Origin of the sequence: Bdellovibrio sp. (assembly GCF_047637665.1) — a bacterium.
Taxonomy (GTDB): domain Bacteria; phylum Bdellovibrionota; class Bdellovibrionia; order Bdellovibrionales; family Bdellovibrionaceae; genus Bdellovibrio.
The window spans coordinates 147,370-172,738 of the sequence record NZ_JBLJBT010000033.1 but is presented as its reverse complement, the minus strand read 5'-3'; the positions used below and the strand labels follow the sequence as shown (position 1 = coordinate 172,738).

Genomic DNA, 25,369 nt, shown 5'->3' with positions numbered 1-25,369 from the left:
TGTGTTCGAAGTTGGCGCCGTCTGGATTGTCTCTGTCTGCTTCATAGCCGAACTCCTTTCGTGCTAGATTAAGAACTCCATTAGTATCTCAGAGATGCATGGCAGCATGCGACGATTTTTATATTAGTTTTCAATCATGAAAGCCGATTGAGAACACGGAGGTACGCCGTACCTTTTTGTACCGTACCTTTTTTGCAGCGCGACGCGTTAGGTTATTTGGGGTGAGCGAGGGGGCCGACCATGGTGGTTCCAGCGGGAACATCTTTGGTGACCACCGCATTGGCCGCAATCAGGGCGCCGTCGCCAACAGTGATGGGCCCCAGAACTTTGGCTCCGGTTCCAATCATCACTTTGTTACCCACTGTGGGGTGGCGTTTGACGGGATCAAACTTTAGTCCGCCCAAAGTCACGCCATGAAAAATGATACAATCATCCCCGATCACTGCCGTCTCACCAATCACCACGCCCATGCCGTGATCGATCACCAATCGACGTCCAATGGTCGCTCCCGGATGAATCTCAATTCCCGTCAGTAAACGAGAAATCTCGGCCATCAAGCGAGCCAAGAAAAACAACTGCATCTGATAAAGAGCATGAGCCACACGATGAAAAAACAATGCCTTTGGGCCCGGATACAAAAGCCCGATCTCCCACAAAGACTTGGCTGCAGGATCATAGTTCTTATAAGTGCGAAGAAGTTCCAAAATACGATTTAACATTAAAATTTCTCATTCAAATCTTCGAGCAAGAAGTAGCGATCAAAAAGATCGCTGTACCGCGACCATTTCTCGCCAGAACCACGTTCAGAATCAATCACCGTTTTTAAGGTGCTGACCTTGCTGTCAAAATCATCCACCATGGCCACGACCATGGCCTCCAGGAACTTGGGTCTTTTCGGAGATCCATATTCCAACTTTCCATGATGACTTAAGATAATATGCTTACAGATGTCACGCAGCTCCTCGTTAAATCCCAGAATGCGAGAAGCCTTTTTATCTATCAACTCACAGGCAATCTGCATATGCCCGACCAAACGTCCTCGATCGGTGTACGAGATCCCATTGTCATAAGACAACTCCCACAGCTTTCCGATATCGTGAAAAATGCCACCAAACAGCAGCAAGTCGCGATTTAAAAACGGATAGTGCGTCCCCATAAAGTCCATGATTTTACAGATTGAAAGAATATGTTCCAACAAACCACCCAGCCACGCATGATGGATGGACTTGGCGGCCGGTGCTTTTAAAAGCATCGGTCGAATCTCGGGGTCTTCCAACGTGTCCAACACCAATTGACGAAGATGATCGTTTTTCATGGTGCGCACCATTTGCAGAAGTTCGACCAACATATCATCCACATTCTTCGAGGCCTGGGGAATGAACTCCTCAAAATTCACCGTCGAGGAATCGATTCTTTCGAGCTTGTGTACGATCAATTGCTTGCGGTTTTGAAACAACTGAACAAGACCTTTGATGCGCAGAATATCGCCGACTTCGAACTCTCTGGCCAATTCATCCACGCGGTCCCACAGGCGAGCGTCGATGGTTCCCGTAGCATCGCCCAGTTGCAAACCCATAAAGGGGCGGCCATTTTTTCCCACGGCAACATGTTTTTCTTTTACAAGGAAAAGAGAATCCACACTGGCTTTATCTTGAAGACTTTGAATTGTTTGTCTTTCCATCAGTGTCCCTCGCAAAAAAGAGCGGTTTGTTGAGAGCTCGTGAACGTCACTTGCGCCACATGCACTTCGTTGTTCTTCTGAGCAGCAAAGAGGAATGTCCCCCCCAGCACACTCAAATGACGATCTTTGGTCGTATTAACGCGAATTCCTTCAATGGCCATTTCTTTAAAGAAACGGTCCGTGATATCGAAAAACTGATTGCAACCGGCTCCGAAAACTTGAGCTCCAATTTTTCTTTTGCGAGCACCGCTGATAAACAACACCTTCTTACCCGTCGCCTCTTGAAACTCCGGGAACTCCATGCCCACATAGAAAGAGCCGCGCTGTTCATTCACAAAACGAGATAAATCAATCGTGCCGCCGCCCTTGGGCAGAGAAATTTTCACAGCCTCACCTTGAATCACACCCGGATTTTTCTCGACCAAAAAGACATTCACTTCCGAAAAGATAATATTTTTTGCAGAGCCTAAAGGTTCTTCACCTGCCGTTTTAAACTCGAGCAGACCCCAGGCCTTGCTAGGAATCTTCACATCATCCGGCAGGTCATCGACTTTCACTTCTTGATATTCTTCGACGTGATAGCCAGGGTCCTTTTTGCAGGCTCCCAACACAAGAGGCATCCAGATAATAAGGGCCTGGACGATCTTCTTCATCACTCGTACTCCAGTTGATCCCTCAACTCTAATAAAGGAAGAAAATTCGGTTCCGCCTGCAAGCCAGAACGAACATAGTTGTAAGCCGATTGACGATCATTGGAGTGCATCGCCACCCACGCCAAACCATAAAGAGCAGATCCGTTAGTGTTGTCCTGGTTATGTGCCTGCGTGTAGGCTGCTTTCGCGCACGATGTGTCTTGAGTATTGACGCAAATGTCTCCGACCAAAAGATTTTTGATCGCCAAAGGGCCCAGCTCCGGCATCTTTAAAATAGCCATCGCTTCAGGCAGACGACCAATCTTTGCCAAATAACTGGCCTGTGTTGCCATCACATAAGGATCTTTCGGAGACTCTGCCATCGCCTCTTGCAAAAGTTTTGTCGCATCAGAGTCTCTATTTACTTCCATCAAACACACCGCGCGCAGAGCTTTTAATTGAGGATTGGGGGGCTGTTTTTGGTAGATCTCAGAGCAATACTTTTCCAGATAGTCCCACTGAGTAAACCGCCAGTCCACGTGCAAGGGATGAGAATAGTTTCTTGCTTGGCCAGGCATTTGATTTAGAAATTGCACAACCGATTGGTTCACGCCATCCACATCCCCTAAAAGAGTGTAGGCATAGACCTCAAACAAGAGAAGTTCTTGTCGCAAATATCCCGTCTTCTGAACATTCTCTTTAATATCCCGAATCAGAACCTGCAAAGCCCCCGTATCCGAATGAGCTTTGGCGTATTCGACGGTTGATAACGAGCGCCCAAACAAGGCCAACACGGACTGAGCGTTCTTACGATAAATTCCGTCGAACTCTCGCATCGCATCCCAGTAGTTTCCTTTTTTCTGCTGAATGATCGCCAAATTCAAAAGAGCGGAGACATTAAAAGGTTCGTGACCAATGGCTTTTTGAAGAGTGTCTTCGGCCTGTTTTAAATCCCCGTCCATCATATAAGAAACGGCAATCCCCAAATAAGCGTCGACAACTTCAGCGCGACTGCGTCCTTCTTGCCCCAAAGCTCTTTCTAAGATTCGTCGTCCCACCAAACTTTGCCGATCTTCGGAAATCAAAACCGGAGCCATCTGCAAAGCCGAATCCGCATCCGGTTCTTTCAAAGCACTGGCTTTCTGATAAGCTTGAAGTGACTTTTCGTAAAGACCCAAGCTTTTGTAGCGGATCGCCTGGCCCATGAGTTCTTCATAACCGATGGTCTTCTTTTTATCTTTTTGTGATAGTCCAAAAACCACGATTCCCGCCACAACCACGGCCGCCGCCATCAAGCTCCAGCGTAAAGCATTGGACTTCTGACGAAGTCTTCCCTGGACTCGCGCATCGCCAGAAACTCCATAACTTTTGGAGGTGCCGGTCGCAATGGAACGCGCACTGGGAGTTTCGATAATCGGCGTGACATCTTTAATGTCTCTTTGACGAAGAGGCGGCGGAGTTAAATCAGAATTCATCGGCGCTGGAGTCGGCGTGAGATCATCCGTCACTGACAAGACGTCTGTTTTTGTCATCGTATGATGAGCAATCGACTGGGTCATGGTCTGCTCGGAATGAGCATCTTGCTCTTCACGAATATTGCGAACAATATCCATGAACAGTTGGTTTTCGCGTATATAACTCCAACGGCCTTCTGGCAGACGGACTTCATCGATGATTGAAATCTGTTTTGATTTCAATTGTTCAGTCACTTCCTCCAAAGTAAACGGTCCCAAGATCCTCGTGGAGGATTTGACTAACCAGTTTTTCTCTGTGCTTGGAAGGTTTTCATCATTCATACGGCGTTAAAAAGGCGCTTTGGTTAAGAGCAATTTAAGATCGTCGTTGGTCAAGAAAAGTCCAGCCCCTAAATATCCCGATCTTGCGCCGGCCTTATCCAGGGCGTCGTTCACTCCACCGGTAATATAGATTCCGCGATATAAAGTGTACGACAAAGAACTGCGAACATTTGTTTTGCTAAAGTCGAATGCTTCCAACGAGAACTTCAACTTGCGGCGGAAGAAGTGATAATCGACGCCAAAACCACCCGAGTTCTCAATCAAACCGCCCTTTAAGGTCAGGTCCCAGAAGTTCTTGGCAAAAAGAACCGTGAATTTGATTTTATTTTGGTAGGTTTTAGTTTCTGTATAATCCGCAGGAGCCCCATTGCCCGATCCCGTCACTTGGGTTCGGGTCGTTTCCACAACGCCCGCCGGATCATCGACGACGGCGATATAATAATAACGATCTAAGCCCGGTTGAATTTGCACTCCGATATAAGACTTCGTCGCGGCAACATCACCCAAGTATTCCGCACGGAAATCGAAAGCCGTTTGAATACGGCTGGCGGTATCCAACATTCCACTGAGGCCGTCAATCGCAGAGCTGACATTTTCTGCCGTAGACTCGTCACTGACAAGTTTTCCGATCGCACCTTCACCGCGATTGATCTTCGAGGTGATTTCATCGAGGTTTTTAACTGAGTTTGACAGGCGAGCCCAAGTCTCTTTAAGACCCTTGTCGCTTTTGTCATTCATGATGTCTTTCAAAGACGAAGTGACCGCATGAACATCATCCACGATGTCGCCAATTTTTTCTTTATTTTCGGTCGTCATCTGGGCCAAATCACCCGTCAAAGTCTCAATGTTCTTTACGATGCGCCCTAAGACATGACGACGAGTCCCGTCTTCAGAGGTTGCCTCTTGAAGATTTTTTGCCACTTCCTTTAAGGACGACGTCACTTCAGAAACTGAAGTCATCAAATTCTCAATGGAGCTTCCATCACGGATCGTCAGAATTTGCGCGTTGTCTTCCAAGGGAGGGTCCGTCGGAGATCCTGGATAAATCTCCACATGCTTATCCCCCAGAATACCCTGAGATTTGACTTCCACTGAGGCCGAGGTTGTTAAGGGAACATCTGATTTTACGGTGATATCAATGCGCGCCTTGCCGTCTTGCAGGGTGATATTTTTAATAACACCAACAGGAATCCCGGCAGAACGAACCGCTGAATTTTTAATCAGCCCCCCGGCGTTCGGTAAGAGGAACCAGGCTTTTTTTGAGCGCCCCAGATAGGACGGATCATCACTCACCTGCATAGACATGACGGCGATCAAAGATCCCACCACGATCACTAACAAACCAACTTTAAACTCTGCAGCGCGAAGCCAATTCATTGATGTTTCATCCCTTTAGTCACGAACCTTTTCACCAATTCAATATCGGTATTGAAAAAGTCCTCTGGAGTCCCATAAAGTAGAACCCGGCCACTATCCAACATCGCAATATGGTCGGCAATCCTAAATGCAGCGGACAAATCATGGGACACCATGATAGAAGTCACGCCCTCTCTTAACTTATGGGTGCTCAGAATCAAATTATCCACCATTTCAGTCAGAATGGGATCTAAACCCGTGGTCGGCTCGTCATAGATCAAGATTTCTGGATCTAGGGCGAGAGCCCGAGCTAGACCGGTTCTTTTCTGCATTCCTCCACTGATCTGACTGGGAAGCTTCCCGAAATGTTTGGACTCCAAACCGACTTGATGAAGTTTGTCTTCAGCTATACGAAAGACCTGCGACTCTTTGAGATCACGGCGATGCTCAAATAAAGGAAAGCACACATTTTCCATCACAGTCATATCATCGAATAAGGCCGCCGACTGAAAGAGCACTCCGAATTTGCAGCGAAACTTGGTCAATTCATCATCTGAGAGTTTGCTAAGGTCCGTGCCCAAAACTTCAATCGATCCTGCGGTGGGCTTAAAAAGTCCCAGAAGATGTTTGAGCATCACGCTCTTACCCGTCCCCGAAAATCCGATAATCGCTGTTAAGCTTCCTTTGGGAATCTCCAGATTGATCCCCTTTAAGACAAACTCTTTTCCTCCATCGAAGGATTTTTTGAGGTCTTTTATGGATACCGCGGATTCTATTTTCATCACGAAATTCCCATCACATTATAGTAGAAACGAATCAGATTGGTCGCGAAGTAATCCAAAATAATGATTCCCACCATACTTTGAACGACTCCTTGATTCGTGGCATCTCCGACCCCTTTGGCTCCTCCCGTGGTATTAAAACCTCGGTACGTGCAAATCACCGCAAAATAGACGCCAAAAATCATTCCCTTCACAAGGCCTTCATTGATGTGTTTGACTTCGATAAAGTCCGCGATCTTTTGCCAAAACACGGCCTCGTCAATCGCCACCAACTTCACACAAAGGAAATAACTTCCCAACATCGCAACAAAATCAAACACCGCCACCAACAACGGCATACAAATCAACGCCGCCACGATTCGCGGAGAGATCAAGTACTGTTTGGTATTGACCCCCATCACATCCAGCGCATCAATCTGCTCGTTCACCCTCATGGTCCCCAAGCGAGCGGCCATCGCACCACCGGCACGAGCGGCCACGATCAGCCCTGTCAACACCGGGCCTAATTCCCGCGTGATTCCCAGAGCCACCGTCGGGCCCACCATGTTCACGGCGTTGAAAAGTTTAAAGCCCAAGTACAACTGAAAAGACAGGGCCAAACCTGTGAACATCCCGGTCAAACAAATAATGCCGACAGACTGATTGCCGATAAACTCCATGTGCCGAATGATTTCGGGAAAGCGCGATGGCTTTGCGAAAATCAATCGCACACTTTCGTTGAAGAATAACACGATTTTTCCCGTTTCGGAAATTCCACCCCGAATCGAACGCAACACGAGGTTGCCTAACTTATAAATCCATTTATAAAGAGTCTCTGACAACGCCATTACTCTCCTCCGATTTCTTCGCTGATAAAGCCCGCATCCTGGCCCGTATAAATTCGCGGGACTCTTTCTCCTACGCTTGTCAGCATTTCCCAAGTAATACTTTGGGCTTGCCTTGCCAGTTCTTCGGGGGAAAGAAAACTTCCATCAGATCCATATCCAAATAAAGTCACTTCTTGATCTTTGAACTCTTTAAGGTCGCGCCCCTGCACGACCTCCGTCACATCCAACATCAGATAGTCCATGCAAATGCTTCCCACCACCGGAACTCTTTTGCCGGCAAAAACGACAAAAGCCTGATTGGACAAAATGCGATGATAACCATCGGCGTATCCGATGGGCACAACCGCAATCACGGACTCTTTCGTCGCGCGCCAAGTGCCTCCGTAGGAGACCGTCTCGCCGGTCTTAAGAACGCGGTAAGTGCCGACCTGAGACTTCAGACTCATCACGGGTTTCAAATCCACAAGACTTTTATCGCCAAGAGGATTGTATCCGTAAATCATGAGCCCGGGGCGCAAACCCCAATTTTGCAGATGCAGTGGATGAGAGGGCGTCGCCCCCTGTTTTTGCAAAGACAACAAACTGACAATGCCCGCGCTGTTTAAAGCGTGGCAAAAAATATTGAACGGCTTAAAGACCTGACTGACTCCGTGCAAAGCCCGTAATTGTGCGGCACTTTGCCCCTGGGGATCCAGAGCGTCTTCGCCATTGAACAAATGAGTCACCAAAGCATTAAGTCGAATCTTCTTATTTTGCCACAAACGTTCAAAAAGTTTCTGCGCTTCTTCCGGGCGGAACCCCAGACGATTCATTCCCGTATCAAACTTCAGATGAATTCCCACCGGAGACGAAGCCGCTGCTTCTAGATGCTCAATCTGCTCCCAGGAACTCACAACCGGAGTCATATGATATTGAATGATTTTTTCAGCCCCTTCGCGATCAAAACCTCGAAAGACCAGGATCTCGGCCTTCACACCAAAATTACGAAGTAAAAGACCCTCTTCGATCAAACACACACCGAGGTGTTCAACTCCCAAGGTCTCTAAAAAACGCGCTAACTGAACGTCCCCATGCCCGTATGCATTGGCTTTGACCATCGGGCACAAAAAAGGCGCCTGCGGAAAAGACTTTTGCAACACACGAATATTGTGCGCCAAATGGTCTAAATTAATTTCCGCAAAAGTACGGCGATACATCTCCATCACAATTCTCTATTCTCAATTCTCCATCACATCAAACTCGGGACGATGAGTTTCTGGAGCCTTATACAGACAAATCTTATTTCCACCCTTATCGGTAATATGAAGCAACGCTTTTGATGCAGATTCATCTAAAGTCTTGGCTGAATCACACAGTGAGGGATACTCACTAATTCCCAAACTGATAGAGACCTTCATCCCATTTTCCATGAACGAAGAACTTTCAATGATTCGACGCAATCGTTCGGCCCTCAAAGCAGCCCCTTTTTTAGGGCAATGAGGCAGGATCATCGCGATCTCATTGGCCGCCGTTCTGCACGTCACATCATTGGTCCGACTGGTCTTCGTGATGATCGTCGCCACCGATTTTAACAACTCATCTTTGAAGACTTCCCCTAAAGATGACTCAATTTCATAAATATCGTCGAGGGCGATCTTCACCACGGAAATAGGCTGCTTCAAGCGACGCGCCCGCGACACCTCGTCGGCAAGAACTTTCTGATAGTAATTGCGATTGAAGAGTTCGGTGACAAAATCTTGCACTTCCAAAGAGTCCACTTTCTTCTCAAGAGCAAAATTGGAGTAACACAAAGACATCAACGAAAACTCTTCACTCAGCGTCGCGGATTCCGTCGCACTTAAAGCGCCCGAGTAGACAAAAACACCTTCCAAAGCGTTGTGAGCATAGAGAGGCAAGGCCTTGGGCGGATTCAAATGAAACGCTTCCACCAGCATTTCTGAAAAACGCGTTGGCAAAAGACCCATCGCCATCTGAGACCCCAGATCCTTCAGATCGCCGGCCTCCAGTTGCACACCGACGCCCTGGATATCCGAAGTTGGAATTCCGTGCGCGTGCGTGGCGACAAAAGAGCGGACGGAGGGAAGAAATTTAAAGAAAATGCATAACGTTTCGGGCAAATGATGCAAATACTTCTGAATCAAATCTTCTTTGCTTTGAGCCGTGCGATAGTCAGCAATCCGCATGGATACTGACGGCATAGAACTTCGCTCGGGCTCTGCTTGTTTCATGCTGGTCACTGCGGCCGCATGAACTTCTTCGACTTTTTCTTTGCTGGCCTGAAGATCATCAAACAGTTGTTCGTTCTGGTAGGCGAGATAGATTTTCTCACAAGCCCGGTCCACGGCCCAGACCACCCGAGACTCTAAAGCCGCCGGATCATCGGAGATCACATCAACAAAACCATGGCTGTTGTATTGAGCCAAAATATCAAACTGGGCAATGGATGAAACAGCGATGAAACGAATCTCATCATTAATCTCTTGCACCTTGCTGACAAAATCACTTAAGGCGCCCGACAGGGACGACGTGGAAAAAACCAACAAATGAGGAGCATTGTCGCGCACTCTTTGTTCCAGAGTTTCCAGGTCTTGGAAATAATAGGCATCATATCCGGCTTGCGAAAGATACACCTTTGCCGACGCCCCCAGATCCACATCTGTGGTAAAAACAAAAACGGTAAACTGAGAACTGTAATCACGAATATTCAATTAAAGCCTCTTTCCAGGTCTACGAATTTCAACGTGATAGGAATCCAATCGGGAACTTTTTTGCTGAGCCGGTGTTTTGGGGGGAGCAATCAAGTTCACCGGAGTCAATTCATCATCCAAAACAGCTTCTGAGTTTTCAACGGCAGAGACCACGTCCTCAGGGACTGCCATCACCGCAGCAGGAGCCGGCGCGGACGTCGCCACTTTATTCTCCTCCTCACCTAGAAATCCATCAATGAAGCTGAATTCGTCAGATCCTTTAGGGGCCGTGGAGGTCGCTGTCACTTCGGGAAGCTCCAAAAGATTTTCGATGTTCACATCCAAAGGTGATGTCGGCGTGGACGCAGCTTGCTCTTCGGTAAAAGCGGCCTCCGCTTCAGGACGATGGATGGATTCTTCTTTAAGCTGTGGCAATTCTGCGGAGATCATCACGTCCTCTTCCTTCGCGACAGGAGCTTTCAGTGCTATTTCACTTTCTTTCTTTTTAAATAAAATCATGACCTTCGTGCCTTGCCCCCGCTGGGACTCAGCGCGCACATCGGCATTGTGTTCTTTCAAAATACCAAAAGCCACAGGAAGACCTAGCCCCATGTGGTTGTGAAAAGAACGTGTGGTGAAGAAAGGATCAAAGATCTTTTCAACATTCGCAGGCTCAATCCCTTCTCCAGAATCTTCGATCACAAGATGGGTGCCCGCTGCGTCTTCAAAGAGATCAATTTTGATTTCTTTTTTCGGCATTCTTTCCATCGCTTCAACAGAGTTTTGCAGAATATTCGTCAAAGCTCTGATCACAGCGTCGACATGCAGGTCCAGCAGCGAGGTCTCTTGAATGTTCTTTGTGATCTTCACACCTTTTTGTGTAAACAGAGGCTCTAGCCCTTTCAGCGCCTTCACCAAAGGTCCCTCCACTTTCATGGAGTTTTTCTCTTTCACTTCCTCGCCGGCATAACCCAAAAGTTTATCCAAGACTCCGCGAGCGGAACGAGTTTCTCTGAGAATGGACTCTGTACTTTGCACCACATCGGCTTCAGGGCTTTTCGCTAAAATCATTTGCGAATATCCCAAGATCGCCGCCAAGGGGCCGCGCATTTCATGCGCCAAAGCCGAGGCGACTCGCATAGAAGCTTCGACTTTTTCTTTTTGCATCATCTCTGGATCCACCGTGGCCACTTTCACCGGCGCCGGAACCATCAAAGACTTGGCCTTGGCCTCTTGCAACTGTCCTTCCAGATTTTCGATTTCTTTTTCTGCAGGCATGACCACCCACAAGATCGCGGCAACTCCGACGGCCAGCAGTCCACATCCCATCAACAAAAACTGCCACCACAATCCCGTGCGGCCCTTCATGGCCTCCGCCAAAGGAGCGGAGCTTAACACTAGCAAATTACTTTGCGGAACCGACTCATACATTCCATAAAGTTCACCGGATTTTAATTTGAAAACACTGCTGCCATGAGAAGAACCACTTTGCTGAGCTTCACGAAAAACGGGATCATCCCGCATCACCGTTCCCAGATACTCTGGCACTGAGTGGCCCACCGTCAGCCCTCCCGAGGTGACGATGGAGAATGAACTCAAAGCCCCTCGCTGAGAATCAATCAAAGATTGAAAGATCTCGCCGGAACCAATAAGAGCGTAAGCTTTCGCCCCCTCCAAAAAAACCAAGGCGACATAGCGACCGCGCTGAGAATCCTGAAACGGTTTCACATAAAAGCGCAGCTCCGAAGTTCTGTTTGATATCGGCCCCAAAGCAGACTTTACAAAATCTTTATTCCAACTTTCGGCTTTTGAATTCTCTTTTACTAACAAAACTTGAGGATCTAAGTTGTCTCCGCTGACGACAAAAGAAGCCGCCGCATAGTAGGGAGCTAAAGAACTCCAATTTAATTTTCCTTTTTGAAAATTCTCAGCGTTAAAAGTGGCGACCACACGTTGCAAGGATTTGAGTTCCGTTGCCAGCGAGTGATTCATGGCGCCGAGTTGCGTGCGAGTCTGTGCTTCCACCCAGCTCATACGGTCCCCATAAACAAAGCTATCGGTCCGCCATAAAACAGCTCCAATAAAGATCGCTGCTACAGCAACGAGGACGGCGATGAGTTTTACTTTCATTGAGAGGATTCCTTCCTTAAACTTTGCCATGCCCATCCGACGGCCCGAGGGCTATCGGCAGCGTCAGCGTCCGGCCGACGTGAGTCTTTGATTTCATTGTAGTTTTAGAAACTGGTAAGAATCAAGCAAGAGTGCTTTGCAAATGCCAACAAAAGGAGTAGAAGATCTGCACTATGAGTACTCATCACTGCGATGTTTTGATTATTGGCTCCGGCTCTGCCGGCCTTGCTCTGGCCCTTAAACTTTCCTCTCAAGGAAAAGTGATCATTCTTGCTAAAGAGTCTGCCGGAGGAACCAACTCGGCCATGGCTCAGGGGGGCATCTCGGCGGTGATGTCGGAAGAAGACAGTTTTGAGTCTCACATTCAGGACACCCTCACCGCAGGGGCCGGCCTTTGCAAAGAAACTGTCGTCCGCAATTACGTAGAACAAGCCCCTGATCGCATTCAGGATTTAATAAACTGGGGCGTTCATTTTGATGTTCGCAAACGAGGCTCTGAAGAAACCAACGAGATTGACTTGACGCGCGAGGGCGGGCACAGCTTCCGTCGCATTTTGCACTTCGAAGATCAAACCGGCTTAGAAATCCATCGCACTCTTTTGGCGCGAGTTCTTGAAAATCCCAACATCACGCTGATGGAGCGATTTTACGCCATTGATCTTATCGTCAACAAAGAAGTCGACCCCACGGACATGGATCCCGTTCACTGCATCGGCGCTTACGCCCTCAATAAAAATAATGGCGAGGTGCATACATTTTTAGCGAAAAACACCGCTCTTGCCACCGGCGGGGCTGGGAAAGTCTATCTTTACACCTCCAACTGGAGTGGCGCGACGGGCGACGGCATTGCCATGGCTTACCGCGTGGGCGCTCGCATTGCCAACCTCGAGTTCATGCAGTTCCACCCCACTTGTCTTTTCCATCGTGAATCCAGAAATTTTCTGATCTCGGAAGCTTTGCGCGGCGAAGGTGGAGAACTCATCGACAGCCAGGGCCAGGCGTTCATGCATAAGTACCATAAGCTCGGTTCGTTAGCCCCCCGAGATGTGGTCGCACGTTCCATCGATAACGAGATGAAAAAGACCGGGGCCGAGTGTGTCTACTTGGACATGACCAAGTTGGATCGTGAGTTTTTAAAAAACCGTTTTCCGAACATCTTCAATAAGTGCCTTGAGTATGGCATCGATATGAGCCAACAACCTATTCCGGTCGTACCTGCCGCGCACTATCTTTGCGGAGGAGTCCTCACCGATCAAAACGGTCGCACGGATATTCCTGGACTGTGGGCTATAGGCGAAACAGCCTGCACAGGTTTACATGGCGCCAATCGTTTGGCCTCCAACTCTTTGCTAGAGTGTCTGACGACGGCTCACAACTGCGCAAACGAGATCAAAGCCCATTGGGACAGTTACCAACTCTTCCCTCTGGAACCCAAACCCTGGACTCACCCTCAAGAATCCAATGACGATGAAATGATTGTGATCAACCACATGTGGGACGAGATTCGCCGTCTGATGTGGAACTACATGGGGATTCTTCGCTCTAACAAACGTCTGGAACGGGCTCATCATCGTTTGCAAAATATTTTGTCTGAAACAAAAGAATACTATTCAAACATGAAGATCCACTCGGACATCTTAGAGCTCCGCAATATCGCCATTGTGGCGGACCTCTCTGTTGAGTGCGCGCGACGTCGTCATGAATCTCGCGGCATCCATTACAATATCGACTATCCCGAAAAGAGCCCTCAACCTCATGATACAATCGTGGTCCGGGGCCTGATTTGACTTGCCCCCTTTAGACTCTCGCGGCAATCTAAAAGGGTATGTATAAAAGATCTGAAGGTTTCTTTACAGGATATCAAGACGCACGTCTTTTCTTCCAAATCTGGGACAATCCCGAAGCACGAGGAACTGTGATCATCACTCATGGTCACGGTGAGCATTCGGAATCCTATCATCGCCTCATTAAAGAATTCGAAAACGACAAGTGGAGTTTTTACGGCTGGGATTTGCGAGGCCATGGTCGCTCCGATGGACGTCGTGGGTATGTGGCTCAGTTTGATGACTACTGCCAGGACTACAAAATCTTTTTAGATATGGTTCTAAAAAATGAAAAAGTCCGCCAAGGTCCTCTTGTTCTGCTTTGTCACTCGATGGGCGCTTTGATTGAACTAAAAACTCTTCTGCGCAATCCAGACATTCCTTGTTCTGCGATCGTCGTAAGTTCCCCCCTTTTAGGAGTGTCCGTACCTGTGCCTCTTTATAAATCCAAAGGGGCGTCGGTGTTGAATGTAATATTGCCGCAAATCACGATGGGAAATGAACTCACCAATGACATGCTGACTCGAGATCCCGAGGTGATTCGAGAGTTCGAACAAGATGCCCTTCGCCATACGCGCATTTCTCCGGGGGCATTTTTGGGATTTTTAGAATCCTTCGAATACGTGCGCCCCCGCGCAAATCAAATCAAGACTCCGGCTCTTTTCATTCTTGCCGAAAGCGATCCCGTCGTCAGCACGCCCGAAGCGAAAGCCTTTTATGAAAAACTGGGAAGCACTAAAAAAGAACTCTACGTGTATCCCGATGCCAAACACGAACTGATCAATGATATCATCCGTCAGACCGTCTATGCTGATATCAAAAAGTTTTTAGACGGAATTTTGGAGTCTCAATAATGAAATATCTTTTAGGTCTTTTCCTTTTTCTTTCCGCCTGCGCCTCCTATGAAGTCACTCCCTCTGGCAATACTCTGCGAACTACGGGCAACTACATGGATGTGATTGAAAAATACACGGATAAAACCCGCCGCTACTCGGGGTTTTACAACACCATTGATATGGAAGCGACGGTGATTAATTCTGCTGTCGCCGAAGCGCAACTGGGACAAAGTTCCATGCTTTATCAATGGGATGAAAAGAAGTTCGCGGAAGAAAAAGTAAAATATGAAGCCCGTCTGAATAAAGAATCCGAAATCTTTCTTAGCTTTTTCACGCCAGAGAAAAAGAACGACGATCTGTTCAAAGAAAACACCATTTGGAAAATCTTCTTGGATGTGGATGGCAAACGTTTTGAGGGAAAAGCCAAAAAAATCAAACTGCAACTGGTGGAGATCGAAGGCCTTTATCCCTATCACAACCGCTTCTACACTCCTTACTCTGTGACCTTCCCGGTTCCGATGAAGTCCATTGAAGGAAAAGTCCTGAAGATGACCCTGACGGGGGCCGTGGGCTCTGGAGTCCTTAATTTTAATCCTTAGTGATTCAAACGGTACAGCGCCTGATCCAGGCTCATGTATTTAGAAAGGATGCGAACGAAACTTCCATCCTTTTTTATTTCCTCAAAGGCCCGCGCAAACATTTCTCTTTCAACTGGCGAGACACGTCGCTTCGACAAATAAATCCCCACGGGAATTTTTTGAGTCTCATCACGAATCTTCTCAACCTTATCCGCCATCTTCATTTTATCGATATAATGAGACGACAAGAGAGCCGAAAATAACACGGCCTGCACTCGCCCTTCTTTCAATAGACGGAAGGCCCCCTCTGGATCCGGCGTTCCTAGCAAACGAGAGGATTTCAGTAATCGATCCTCTTCATCTTTAGACAGCACGGTCCGATTGCCGATCATATATGCAAATTTGACCTTATCGTCGTTGATATAGTCTTCGATCTTTCTATTTTTACCAAAAACCTTCTTCGCGACCGTGAGCTGGCGATAGGTTTCATAGAAAGGAATAAAAACTCCTCCCTTTTCATATTCTGTGGTTTTAACCATAAGAACCAGCATGTCGATTCGATCGTTGTTAATGTGCTCTGCTTCGGAACGTGCCGACAACTCGGTCTCAAAGTATTCACATCCGACCTTGTCCTTCAAAGCCAGGACGATATCATGAGCCAACCCTTTGAGTTGTCCGTTTTCTCTGTATGCGAAGGGCTCATAGTTATTCAGCCCCACTAAAATTCTTCTGTTGCAACTGCCTGTTGATTCCCCCGCCGGGTGGCGCGCCGGCACCTTCCGCAAAGAGAACAACACAAATAAACAAAAAATAGTAAAGCCGAGCCTTTTCATACCCGTCTATTTTCGGATGTTTTCGCTGAAAAGCTCAGCCCTGGAATGCTTTCTTACTGGAAAGTAAGATTCACATTTTTTATGCCCGTTATATTATGAGCGTTTAAAACGACGAGAGACCTCAATCTCAAAAAGAGGCTTGATAAATTTAGCGACCTTCAAACCCACTCCCGTTAAACCCGAAGGTTCCATCACATCCAAATCATGCAATACGGCTTCGCGAATCATTTCCGCATATTTGCTGGGAGAAATTGAATCATTCGGGATCTGAAAATTCTTGGAGTACAACGTTTCAATTTCATCGAACATCCGCGTTTTGATGCCCGGAGTGATCAACAAGAGAGTCGTAACCCCTGTCTCTTTGAGCTCCATACGGATACAGTCGGTAAAGGCCGCCACAGCCGCCTTGGAGGCCGCGTAAGTCGAGGCACAAGGAAAGTGCATATAAGCTGATACACTTGAGTTATTAATGATCTTTCCCCGTTTTCGCGACAACATGCCCGGCAACAAACCATGAGTCAGATGCACTAAGGCATTCAGATTGACTTGAAACATTCTGTAAATATCGTCCAAGGGTTGCTCTTCCAGCAAACCCCCAGTCAAGGTCCCAGCATTATTAAATAAAATATCAACGGGGATGTCCTTAAGACGTTGCAAAAGATCTTCGACGCCCTGACGAGTCGAAAGATCCGCCTCCCACACAGTGACAGACTTAGCTCCCGCCGCTTCGAGAGATTTGACGGCCTCTGGATCGGTTTTTCTCAAGACAAGATGGAGGTGTGCTTTATCTTCGGCACACATTTTTGCAAAGGCTTTTCCAATCCCCCGACTCGCACCGGTCACCAGCACATGACGATTTGCAATCTCCATGACAATTTATCCTTCCTTGATTTCTGTGTGAGGACTTAAACCCCAGCTCTTCAAGATCTCAACTTCTTCCGAGGCAGACATCGCTTTCTTAAACTTCGCGCCACTTTGACCACTGACTCTTTTTTGACAAGAAGGCCAGTTGCGATGGCGATAGACAAGCCCCCCCAAGTTACTCAAATAGCTGAAGGCCTCTTTCTTTTCACCGGGCTTACGCATTTCAGGTAAGCTTGTGTCGGCAGGAACTTCCAACAAGTTGACAGAGTAGTTTTTCAGAGAGCCCGAATACAGCGACACGAACTCACTCTTTGAGAACGCCACGGCAATGCGATCACATCGTTCATTGCCGGGAGTCCCCACGTGTCCTCGAGAGTACTTCCATTCGATCTTACCTTGAGTGCCTCGCGCCTGAATCACTTGGGCTATTTCTTCCCACAAATCCCGATTGGAAACATCCTCACCGTTGGCGGTCTTCCAACCCCGATTACGCCATCCCCAAATCCATTGTGTAATTCCGCGAATAAGATAGGTAGAGTCCGTGTAAAAATGCACAGCCCCCGAACGCGAAGAGATATATTTGAGCGCCTCAAGCGCCGCCGTCATTTCCATGCGGTTGTTGGTGGTGGACTTTTCCCCGTCACCAAGTTCTTGCACCTGATCCTCTGGGAAAAGCACAACACTCCCCCAGCCGCCAGGCCCCGGATTTCCAGAGCACGCCCCATCAGAAAAAATCAAAATATAATCGCGAATGTTATTTTGCACGGATCAATATTGGCGAGCCCTCGTCAGAGTGTCAATGCGCTGGATGCCAGAGACCGTCTCCTGACCAAAGCTTAGACACCTGTTTTGCATTTGTCTGCAATCTGGCCCAGGTCACCATGGCATTGTCCCTGCAATCTTTGACCTTTAGGAGAGTGTCCTATGTCTATTGCTATTCGTCCTATGCTCGGTATTGTTGCAACGATTTTGTTGGCAAGCTCCGCTTTCGCCAATAACAACGCCTCTGTCACCTCCTCGACCATGGTCGTACAGCCCGCCAAAAAAGAAGGGCGCATCTGGAGCGGCTTTGTGAATGTCAGCCGCTCCACCAGCCTTTATGATTTTCAGGACAGCTCCCGTAAAGATGGCGTCGACTATATGACTCGTCTCAATTTGAAGCTCAGTGACAGCTATTCCTTGCGCGTGCAAGGCGGCTATTCTCAAGATTTGAACTATCCCGAGTCCAATGACTTTTCAGACACGTCCCTCAATCTGCAACGCGTCCCCAAGGAAGCCGGAAGATATCTTTTAATCGGCTACCGCGTGGGTACTGGCATTCCCACCTCTAAAGACTCACACACACGCCAGAATCTTCTGGGCTCCCTGTCCACCGGCCTTAATATCGTTGTCAATCCCGACCGTCTGATGACGGGCTTTGAGGTTGCCGGCGGCCTTTCCGTGGGGCGCAATTTTCATCAATACGAAACCGCCTTGGATGGACGCGTGAATACTCAATACTCCTCCAGTCAGACACTCTCGCTTAGCTATAACTTCACCTCGGGGATTTCTCTTTCGGCGGAATTCCTGCACAAAAACACCTGGTCATATCAAAACGTGATGAGGGACTCTTTTGAAATGTCTCAAGAGTTGGGCTATCAACTCAATCCCACCTGGGCGATAGCAGTAGGACACAGCAATAGTGGTTCGACATTAAAACCCAACGGCTCCGACTCCAACGTTCAATTCGTGGATGACAACAACTCCCTGATCTATGGGTCTGTCACCGCAATTTTCTAAAGGATCGTATGCGCGGCTGGCTGGCGTTAATATTCTTCTCTTTATGTTTCCAGCCCCTGGCTTTTGCACAAAAGCTCGCGCCGATTGACATTGTCTTTGATATTGACTGGACAACCTTCTATTCCGTGGAGGCTTCTCAGAAAGACGACAAAACTCTTCTGGTTGAGGGGAAGCTCTACCGACCAACAGATCATTTAGGAGAAGTGATACAAACCCTTCTGCAAAGACATCCTGAAATAAGAGTGAGCTTTTTTAGTGGCGGCGAACGCTCGCGCAATGAGACCTTGCTCAAACAGGTTTTTTTACCCGATGGTCGCAGTCTGAAGGATATCGCCTACAAAATCCTCTCGAAAGAACATCTCACCGTCTTATCTCAAGATGAGACTCTCCATTTTTCTAAACGCAATAAGAAGGTGCTGGATGCCCATATTCCCGACTGGAATCCGCGACGCACAATCTTGATTGATGACCAGCCCGAGTTCGCCCGCCCCCCTTTGAAGGCCGTCGCTTCTTTGGGACTCTTCAATTTTTTAAAAGGGTTTGATCCCGCTCTCGTTGAACAAAAATACTTCCCGCCGTCAGAAGGCGAATGGCACATCGAAAGAAAGAAAGCTTTGCTCTGGCTCCGTATGATCGAAGCTTCTTTGCAAGAAGCTGACAGGTCCGGGAAAGACTTTTCCGATGTTACCGAGACCACCTGGAAAAATTATCGCAGCCGCACCTGCCAGCAAATCTTCGCATTCTAATCTTGATGAACCAGATCTTTGAGAGTCACTAAATACTGACACGAGTTCGCATCATACTCGACGGTATAAGACTGTGGATAATACCCCTCCATTGGAAAGACCAAAGGTGATGGGACGGTCTGCTCGAACTTTGTATTCGTTAAAAGAAAATCTCTTGTCACCATCGGCTCCAAGAAAATCATTTTCGCATTGTAGAACCCATAAATCAAAGTCGACGTAAAAGTTTGTCCGTTATACTCGGGTGAACGAGGATCCACCCAATGCCAACCCATTTGCGGAACCCCCTCAGGAGTGGGCACGTAATAAGAAGGAATCTCGTCGGCGTCTGGTTGCATGAGACAAACATCCCGATCATCGCCCATACAACTGATCGCTTGTCGCTGTTCGTTGGAAATGAAGTAAAAATGAAAATCAAAATGAGGCAGGCCGTAAATATTGTCGGGCTCATGTCCATGAGGATTCCAATCCACCATCATGTGATTGTAGGGAGGAATGTCCAGCACCGAAGGCAACGTGACCGTATAGGATTCTGGATTGTCCTGAGGCAATCCTTCGAGAGCTCCTTTGGAAAGAGCCAACCCCACCTTCAGGGGATTCCCATTTTCATCAATATCAGCAAAAGCCCGCACCGTTCCTTGCCCCACCGCCACTGATTGTCCATAGACCACGAACGCATGAGCATCGAGTCCCGCAAATAACAAACAACAAAATAAAATAAGCTCTTTCATTCAACCCTCCTTGGTTTTGAGACCACAGGATAAAACGAAGATCGCCTTCAAGGACAAGTCCCGAGAGAGGTCTCCTGCCTTAAAACAGTTCGTCTTATCTTGATCCCTGAGAGCCAACAAAAGAATCGTCTCATTTTGAGATTTGCAGGAATTGTCCCCTGTTAAAACTTTAAACGCCTTGCACGCCTGAAATGCGATTGGAAGGGGGCTGCTCCACCCTGACCGTGGCATCGTCGATGCATTTATCTTCTCTTAGGAGAGTGTCTTTGCCTATAACCCTCTATATTCGATATGGGGTTGGGGCAGTGACAATTTAGGAATGGAGAGAACTATGACTCACAGATCTCAATACGCAAAGGCCCTGACTGCACTTGTCGCCTTAGCCCTCTTTGTAACGGGTTGTACAAAGAAAAGAGATGCTTCGCTGCCGGAAGACGCACAAGAATCCATCTTTGCGATTTCTGATTTCGGTGACTTACAAACCGAAAACAGCCAAATGAAGGTTTCTACAGATGAGCATCTTTCGACCTTGAGTCTGGGTGAATCCTCCAAAGCCACTGCCGAAAAAGGTGTTGTCGCCGTTACGGATGTTCAGGTGCCGAACCGCCTGAAGTTCATGTTTAAAGGTCTTGAGATGACAGGACAAGCGGGTCGCTCCTACCCGATCACTCTCTCTGTTGATAAACAGTTTGTCACCGCTTATAAGATCGTCAACGATGCTTCCGAACTCTCTCTTCTTGAAAAACAACTCGTTCAAGTTAAAGACGAAGTTCTTTTGCAAAAACAACTTCAAAAAACTAAAGACAATACGAAAGTAAAATCATTGATGGCTAGCTTGAAAGAGGCGCGGGCTCAAAAAGCAGCCGCTCTTTCTAAAAAGAACAGTTCTCTTTTGGTTCCTCTTTTTAAATTCAAAGTCAGCAGCTACGGAGTTTTACAAAGATCAAAGAACGAACTTAAAGAAGAAACCTCCACTTTGCGCATGAAGACCACTGACTGGTCTGACGCCACTCATATCCAAATCTCTATCAATCCTTCAGATCGTTTGCCTGTCGGTGTTGATGCCGCTTCTCGCGGTGACTTGGATAGAACTTTTGTCATGGATCGCATCAATAATAAGATCATGACAGCCAAGACTTTAAAGAGTGAATTTCAAATCACTGTAAATACAAAAGACGATGCTCGCGTCCTGACTCTTCTGGACGTGGACGCCTTGCATGTCTTTGAAATCGGTTCTTTGAGCTCTTTGAATCTTTCTGATTCTCAATTGCAACAACTTAAAATGGGTTCTAATAAATCCAATGTTCGTCAATGTTCTGCAGACGTTGTTAAGGCCCTTCCCGCTGAAGCTCAAAAAGACTGCGTGATGATCTTGCGCTTTGACGTCCCCGTGTCTTATGTTCGCCCTGAGCTCCCTGTGGTGGACTACGACGGCAACCAAAATGCGACAATCCAGTTTAAGCCTGTTCGCGCCGGAGATAATGTCGGCCTTGTCCAGATTGAACAAAACGTTCAGCCGAAAAAGATCGAAAGCAATAATGAAATGGATCCTCGTTCGACGATCCGAGTTTCAGACATCAAAGGAAAAGAGTTCTTCTTCAAAAGAACTTTGCAGGACGCCCCAGAAACGACAGTATTCCCTGCCGGCATGGCTGGGCAATTGACGATTGTAAAATTCGAAATGGAAGAAAGTCGTCTTGTTGTCCGAAAGGCTGACAAACTTATCGACTTTAAAACTGGATCCAACGAAACTGACTATGAAGAGTTGATGTCTCTTCCTGTGAAATATCTTAAACACGACACAAAAGATGCGTCCGGCGCTTCTTACGCCATGGAGCGCTTGGTCCCTGCAAATCGCGCAGAGGCTGAGTTCATTGAAGTTGATTGGACAAGAAACACAATCTCTTCCGATTACTCTCCTTATGAGACACTTCAAGAGCAATGCTTCAAATCCATTGCAGACATGAAAATTTCCGATGTCGACATGAAGTTGGATAAGGGTGTCTTAAACTTCACGTTTAACTACACGGCAGGTCTTTCAGCTTTTTGCTTGGTCGACTACAAAATCGCTAATGATTACAATGGAACTGCTGGTTATCAAACGACCGCTCGCCTGAGAGAGCGTATTTCCTTCAAAGCCAATGACGGCAGCACAGATAAGTCGTTTGTGGCTAAAGTCCCATTCCGTGCCCAAAACGAACTCGGTTACGGTGTATGGACTATCGGTAAAATCAATCCTACGAAAGAAGGTTTGCACGGCCGTGAAGGTCAAGAAATCAACTTCCCTGTGGTGCATGACTTCCGTAACGGAAGAACTCTGGTTTATACTGTTACCGGTCTTGAGTCTTCTGTTAAACTTGATCCTGAGATCCGTCAACTTTACAGAGACACGGCTAAAGATGTTGTGAATGCTTGGGACTTGGCTTATCGCCAGGCTTTCAAAGGAACGGCTCTTGAGCGTGCGGGTCGCTATGTTGAGATTCAATTCTCTGGCGACGATGGCGTGAACGCGACGGTCGGTGATTTGGATAAGAACATCGTTCACTTCGAAAATAAATTTAACGACAACCACGGCATCCTCGGGGTTTCCCAAGTGGGCTTCAACCCTCGCTCAGGTATCGTTGTGGCGGACTCTTTGATTGTCTACGCAGGTAACTTGCAACAGTTTGTTGCCGGCTCTCAGCGTAACTTGAAGATCTCTCAGAACTGGGCTGACATGAAGAAGAAGTTCAAAGCCCAGGCTTTGGACGAATTGGCTAAACAACAAAAAGAAGAGGCCGAAGCCCAAAAACAAGCTGCGGAAGCTGCTAAACCTACAGCGACGACAGAAGAAAAAGCTCAAGCTGCAGCTCAATTCACAAAACAACTTGTGAAGATGACCCAAGGTCAACAGACAGATGGCAAAGCCTTCTTGAAGGCTAGAAGCATGAACTTAACATCTGGTGATATTAAGAAAGCGGCTGCTCAAATGAAATCATTGGGCGCAGGAAAGTTCAATTACGCCGCTCCACAGATGGAAAGCGCCTGGTTGGATCGCGTTCTACGTAAGCTTTCTGAAAATCGCTCTATGGATCCTGTTGAGCTGGAAGGCCTTGTTGCCAAAGAAATGTTGGCTTCCAAAGGCGCGAAGATGTCCGAGAGTGACAAGTTTGAACTGGAAAGAATGTCTCGTCGTGGTGTTATCCGCGCGAAGATGAATGAAAAATTCAAAAATGCTCCAGGCTGTATGTTGACCGAGCGTGAGTCCATCGCCCGTGACTTCGCCAATCGTTCTTTCAAAGAAGCTCTTCGTGAAGAGTTGTTCTTCGACTTGGGCCATGAAATGGGTCACTCTCAAGGTTTGACTCACAACTTTATCGGCTCCTTCGATAAGGCAAACTTCAACAATGAAGACGGTTCTGATTCTAAACGTAACTACTCTTCGATCATGGACTACATCGAGCCAGGCAAGTTCCGTTGGGATGGCATTGGTTCTTACGACGTTCACGCGTTGAGAGCTTCACACTTGGGACTTTTGGAAGTAACTCCACAGTTTAAGGAAGATCTTGAGCAAAAAGGTTTGTCTAAACTTTTAGTGAACGACAAGTTCTTGAGTGTTAACACCATCCAAGTCAGCTTTGCCAAAGAAGGATGGAATAACTTCTCTAAACATCAGATCCAAGGCATCTTGAAGCCTTATAAGTATTGCACGGACATCCATGTCGGCTACGAACCAACATGCCAACGCTTTGACTATGGTACTTCTGCAGAAGAGATCGTTGCAAACATGGTTCAGGATTATGAAGATACATACGTGACTAGCTACCATGGCTGGGGCCGTAATGACTTTGGCGTCGGCACCGCAGGTCGGGTGATCGGCAGAACGATCTCTAACATGTTTCAAATGCGTCAGTTCATGGACGAGTTGTTCTATAAGTTGGTTTTGAGAAATGGCACCCAAGAAGAAACCGCGGACTATGTTCAAGCTTCCTTGAAGGCCTACATTTTCTACAACCAGATTATCAAAACTCCGGATGCTCACTCGGCATTCCAAAGCGCAGATCGTTTCATCGCGGTTCCTTATCAGTACAAAGAAACTGATGCGCAAGGCAAAGAGACTGGCAAAGTTGTCACAGATGTTGAAATCGTAGAGAAACGTGCGATTCAGGACTTGGCAACAACAGAATATCGTATCGACACTATCGGTATCGAATACGACAAAATTATGGCTATGAACTTCTTAACGATGAAAGGGTTCCCTGACTATAAGTACTACGCTCAAAGCATCCAGTTCTCATTCCTGGATTTCGAAAAGTACATCTTGGGCATGACTCCTGAGAGCAGCTTCTTCGTGAACACTTTGACTGGTATGATGTTAGATCAGTTGCAACCAACATTCACAAATGACAAGGCGATCTTGTCTCCTCTTCGTGGAGAAAAGGCGACAGTCACTGCGGCAATGAGAGCTTACGCTGGCATCTATGGAATCTTGAATCTTGAAGCTTCCACTTTGAGAGACAAGGACAACTTTGCAAACTTCTTCAAAGTAGGAAGCAGCGTTGGTAAAGCACCCAATGACCGTGTTGTTCTAAGTCAGTTGGGAGTTTCTGATCAAAGTAAGACACGCCTCAGCTTCTGGGCTTTGGACAACGCTATTGCTTCAAATCAGATTCTTCAGATCGCGGCAGAGAAGAACTTCTTCTTACAAAAAGCCGGCGAGATTGAGCCTTTGATGGAAAAAATGGCCATCGCTCAATTCCAAGACTTGTTGAGCCAAGGCAAGAATGCAGAAGCGGTTACTAAAGCTAAAACCGAGCTTGTTGCGAAGTTGAAAGCGTTGAATAAGAAGGGCGAAATTGTTTCTGAAGAACTTTTGAAAGCAAACCCTGAGTTGTCCATCGATGGACAAGTTGAAAATATGGTGGCTTTCAACAAACAAGTGATGTCCGTAGCTATCGCTCTTTTGACACAACAAGAAGGGGCGGACCAGGTTGCCCAACAGGTAGCGCAACAGTCCAATCAGTTGGCTGAAGCACTTCCTTTGTTTGCCCTTGATCAAAAAGCTTTGAAGTCCGGCCTGGATAAGGTTGGCAAAGCCCTCAGCAAACAAGAAGGCCTTGAGGCTCTTCAAGAACTTGGCAGTGCTGCCGGTCAGTTGGTGGATGGTACGGAACTTGAGGTTTCTTACGGAATCATCATGAAGAACGTGGAGTTCTTGAATAAACTGACTCTGATGACAAATCCTGAGTACAATCGTTAATTAAGTCTCTCCAGCGCGGGTCCTTCTCTCTCTCCGGACCCGCGCTCTTTTT

At 47.3% G+C, this 25,369-nt stretch carries 20 protein-coding genes; 6 read left to right on the top strand and 14 right to left on the bottom strand.

The genetic code is table 11. The annotated features are described in order from the left end of the window. Window positions 1–212: 212 nt before the first annotated feature. The 10 genes from cysE to ACM64D_RS11490 all read right to left on the bottom strand — a co-directional run bounded on the left by cysE (window position 213) and on the right by ACM64D_RS11490 (window position 11,891). Window positions 213–719, bottom strand: a complete 507-nt coding sequence (gene cysE, locus ACM64D_RS11535) for a serine O-acetyltransferase (protein WP_415063373.1) — start codon at window positions 717–719, stop codon at window positions 213–215. After that, on the bottom strand, window positions 719–1,681 hold the full coding sequence (locus ACM64D_RS11530; RefSeq protein WP_415063372.1) for a 3'-5' exoribonuclease YhaM family protein: 963 nt from the start codon (window positions 1,679–1,681) through the stop codon (window positions 719–721). Before ACM64D_RS11530 ends, cysE begins: the two co-directional genes overlap by 1 nt. After that, window positions 1,681–2,334: a hypothetical protein gene (locus ACM64D_RS11525; protein WP_415063371.1), complete on the bottom strand. Its 654-nt coding sequence runs from the start codon at window positions 2,332–2,334 to the stop codon at window positions 1,681–1,683. Before ACM64D_RS11525 ends, ACM64D_RS11530 begins: the two co-directional genes overlap by 1 nt. Further along, complete coding sequence (locus ACM64D_RS11520; protein WP_415063370.1) at window positions 2,334–4,022, bottom strand: hypothetical protein; 1,689 nt, start codon at window positions 4,020–4,022, stop codon at window positions 2,334–2,336. Before ACM64D_RS11520 ends, ACM64D_RS11525 begins: the two co-directional genes overlap by 1 nt. A 93-nt stretch (window positions 4,023–4,115) precedes the next feature. Beyond that, on the bottom strand, window positions 4,116–5,486 hold the full coding sequence (locus tag ACM64D_RS11515) for an MlaD family protein (protein ID WP_415063369.1): 1,371 nt from the start codon (window positions 5,484–5,486) through the stop codon (window positions 4,116–4,118). Further along, window positions 5,483–6,247 (bottom strand): ABC transporter ATP-binding protein, encoded by a 765-nt coding sequence (locus tag ACM64D_RS11510; RefSeq protein WP_415063368.1) that lies wholly within the window; start codon window positions 6,245–6,247, stop codon window positions 5,483–5,485. Before ACM64D_RS11510 ends, ACM64D_RS11515 begins: the two co-directional genes overlap by 4 nt. Continuing rightward, window positions 6,247–7,074, bottom strand: coding sequence for an MlaE family ABC transporter permease (locus tag ACM64D_RS11505; protein WP_415063367.1), 828 nt, complete (start codon window positions 7,072–7,074; stop codon window positions 6,247–6,249). The genes ACM64D_RS11510 and ACM64D_RS11505 overlap by 1 nt, the downstream gene beginning before the upstream one ends. Further along, window positions 7,074–8,276 carry an alanine racemase gene (gene alr, locus ACM64D_RS11500; RefSeq protein WP_415063386.1) on the bottom strand — a complete coding sequence of 401 codons (1,203 nt, stop codon included), beginning with the start codon at window positions 8,274–8,276 and terminating at the stop codon, window positions 7,074–7,076. The genes ACM64D_RS11505 and alr overlap by 1 nt, the downstream gene beginning before the upstream one ends. Before the next feature lie 15 nt (window positions 8,277–8,291). After that, complete coding sequence (locus tag ACM64D_RS11495; RefSeq protein WP_415063366.1) at window positions 8,292–9,782, bottom strand: GGDEF domain-containing protein; 1,491 nt, start codon at window positions 9,780–9,782, stop codon at window positions 8,292–8,294. Beyond that, on the bottom strand, window positions 9,783–11,891 hold the full coding sequence (locus ACM64D_RS11490; protein ID WP_415063365.1) for a sensor histidine kinase: 2,109 nt from the start codon (window positions 11,889–11,891) through the stop codon (window positions 9,783–9,785). Between the two features lie 173 nt (window positions 11,892–12,064). On the opposite strand from ACM64D_RS11490, the gene nadB reads away from it, so the two are divergent. From nadB to ACM64D_RS11475, 3 genes are read left to right on the top strand one after another with little or no spacing between them, the layout of a single operon-like run. Then, a complete protein-coding gene (gene nadB / locus ACM64D_RS11485; RefSeq protein ID WP_415063364.1) occupies window positions 12,065–13,678 on the top strand; it encodes an L-aspartate oxidase in 1,614 nt (537 codons plus the stop codon). Between the two features lie 38 nt (window positions 13,679–13,716). After that, complete coding sequence (locus ACM64D_RS11480; protein WP_415063363.1) at window positions 13,717–14,568, top strand: lysophospholipase; 852 nt, start codon at window positions 13,717–13,719, stop codon at window positions 14,566–14,568. After that, window positions 14,568–15,149: a hypothetical protein gene (locus ACM64D_RS11475; protein ID WP_415063362.1), complete on the top strand. Its 582-nt coding sequence runs from the start codon at window positions 14,568–14,570 to the stop codon at window positions 15,147–15,149. The genes ACM64D_RS11480 and ACM64D_RS11475 overlap by 1 nt, the downstream gene beginning before the upstream one ends. Here the strand turns inward: ACM64D_RS11475 and ACM64D_RS11470 are convergent. The 3 genes from ACM64D_RS11470 to rnhA form a co-directional block, all read right to left on the bottom strand. Further along, on the bottom strand, window positions 15,146–15,961 hold the full coding sequence (locus tag ACM64D_RS11470; protein ID WP_415063361.1) for a substrate-binding periplasmic protein: 816 nt from the start codon (window positions 15,959–15,961) through the stop codon (window positions 15,146–15,148). The genes ACM64D_RS11475 and ACM64D_RS11470 overlap by 4 nt on opposite strands. Window positions 15,962–16,054: 93 nt before the next feature. Beyond that, window positions 16,055–16,831, bottom strand: coding sequence for an SDR family NAD(P)-dependent oxidoreductase (locus tag ACM64D_RS11465; RefSeq protein WP_415063360.1), 777 nt, complete (start codon window positions 16,829–16,831; stop codon window positions 16,055–16,057). A gap of 6 nt (window positions 16,832–16,837) precedes the next feature. Further along, the gene (gene rnhA / locus ACM64D_RS11460) at window positions 16,838–17,590 is read right to left on the bottom strand and encodes a ribonuclease HI (RefSeq protein ID WP_415063359.1); all 753 of its coding nucleotides are present in this window, start codon (window positions 17,588–17,590) and stop codon (window positions 16,838–16,840) included. A gap of 159 nt (window positions 17,591–17,749) precedes the next feature. On the opposite strand from rnhA, the gene ACM64D_RS11455 reads away from it, so the two are divergent. Next, window positions 17,750–18,604, top strand: a complete 855-nt coding sequence (locus ACM64D_RS11455; RefSeq protein WP_415063358.1) for a hypothetical protein — start codon at window positions 17,750–17,752, stop codon at window positions 18,602–18,604. Window positions 18,605–18,612: 8 nt separating this feature from the next. Further along, the gene (locus ACM64D_RS11450) at window positions 18,613–19,350 is read left to right on the top strand and encodes a hypothetical protein (protein ID WP_415063357.1); all 738 of its coding nucleotides are present in this window, start codon (window positions 18,613–18,615) and stop codon (window positions 19,348–19,350) included. On the opposite strand, the gene ACM64D_RS11445 is transcribed toward ACM64D_RS11450, so the two are convergent. After that, window positions 19,347–20,078 (bottom strand): DUF5602 domain-containing protein, encoded by a 732-nt coding sequence (locus ACM64D_RS11445; protein ID WP_415063356.1) that lies wholly within the window; start codon window positions 20,076–20,078, stop codon window positions 19,347–19,349. The two genes, ACM64D_RS11450 and ACM64D_RS11445, sit on opposite strands and share 4 nt — an antisense overlap. A 331-nt stretch (window positions 20,079–20,409) precedes the next feature. Between ACM64D_RS11445 and ACM64D_RS11440 the strand changes: the two genes are divergently transcribed. Then, a complete protein-coding gene (locus ACM64D_RS11440) occupies window positions 20,410–25,317 on the top strand; it encodes a hypothetical protein (protein WP_415063355.1) in 4,908 nt (1,635 codons plus the stop codon). The last annotated feature ends 52 nt before the right edge of the window (window positions 25,318–25,369 follow it).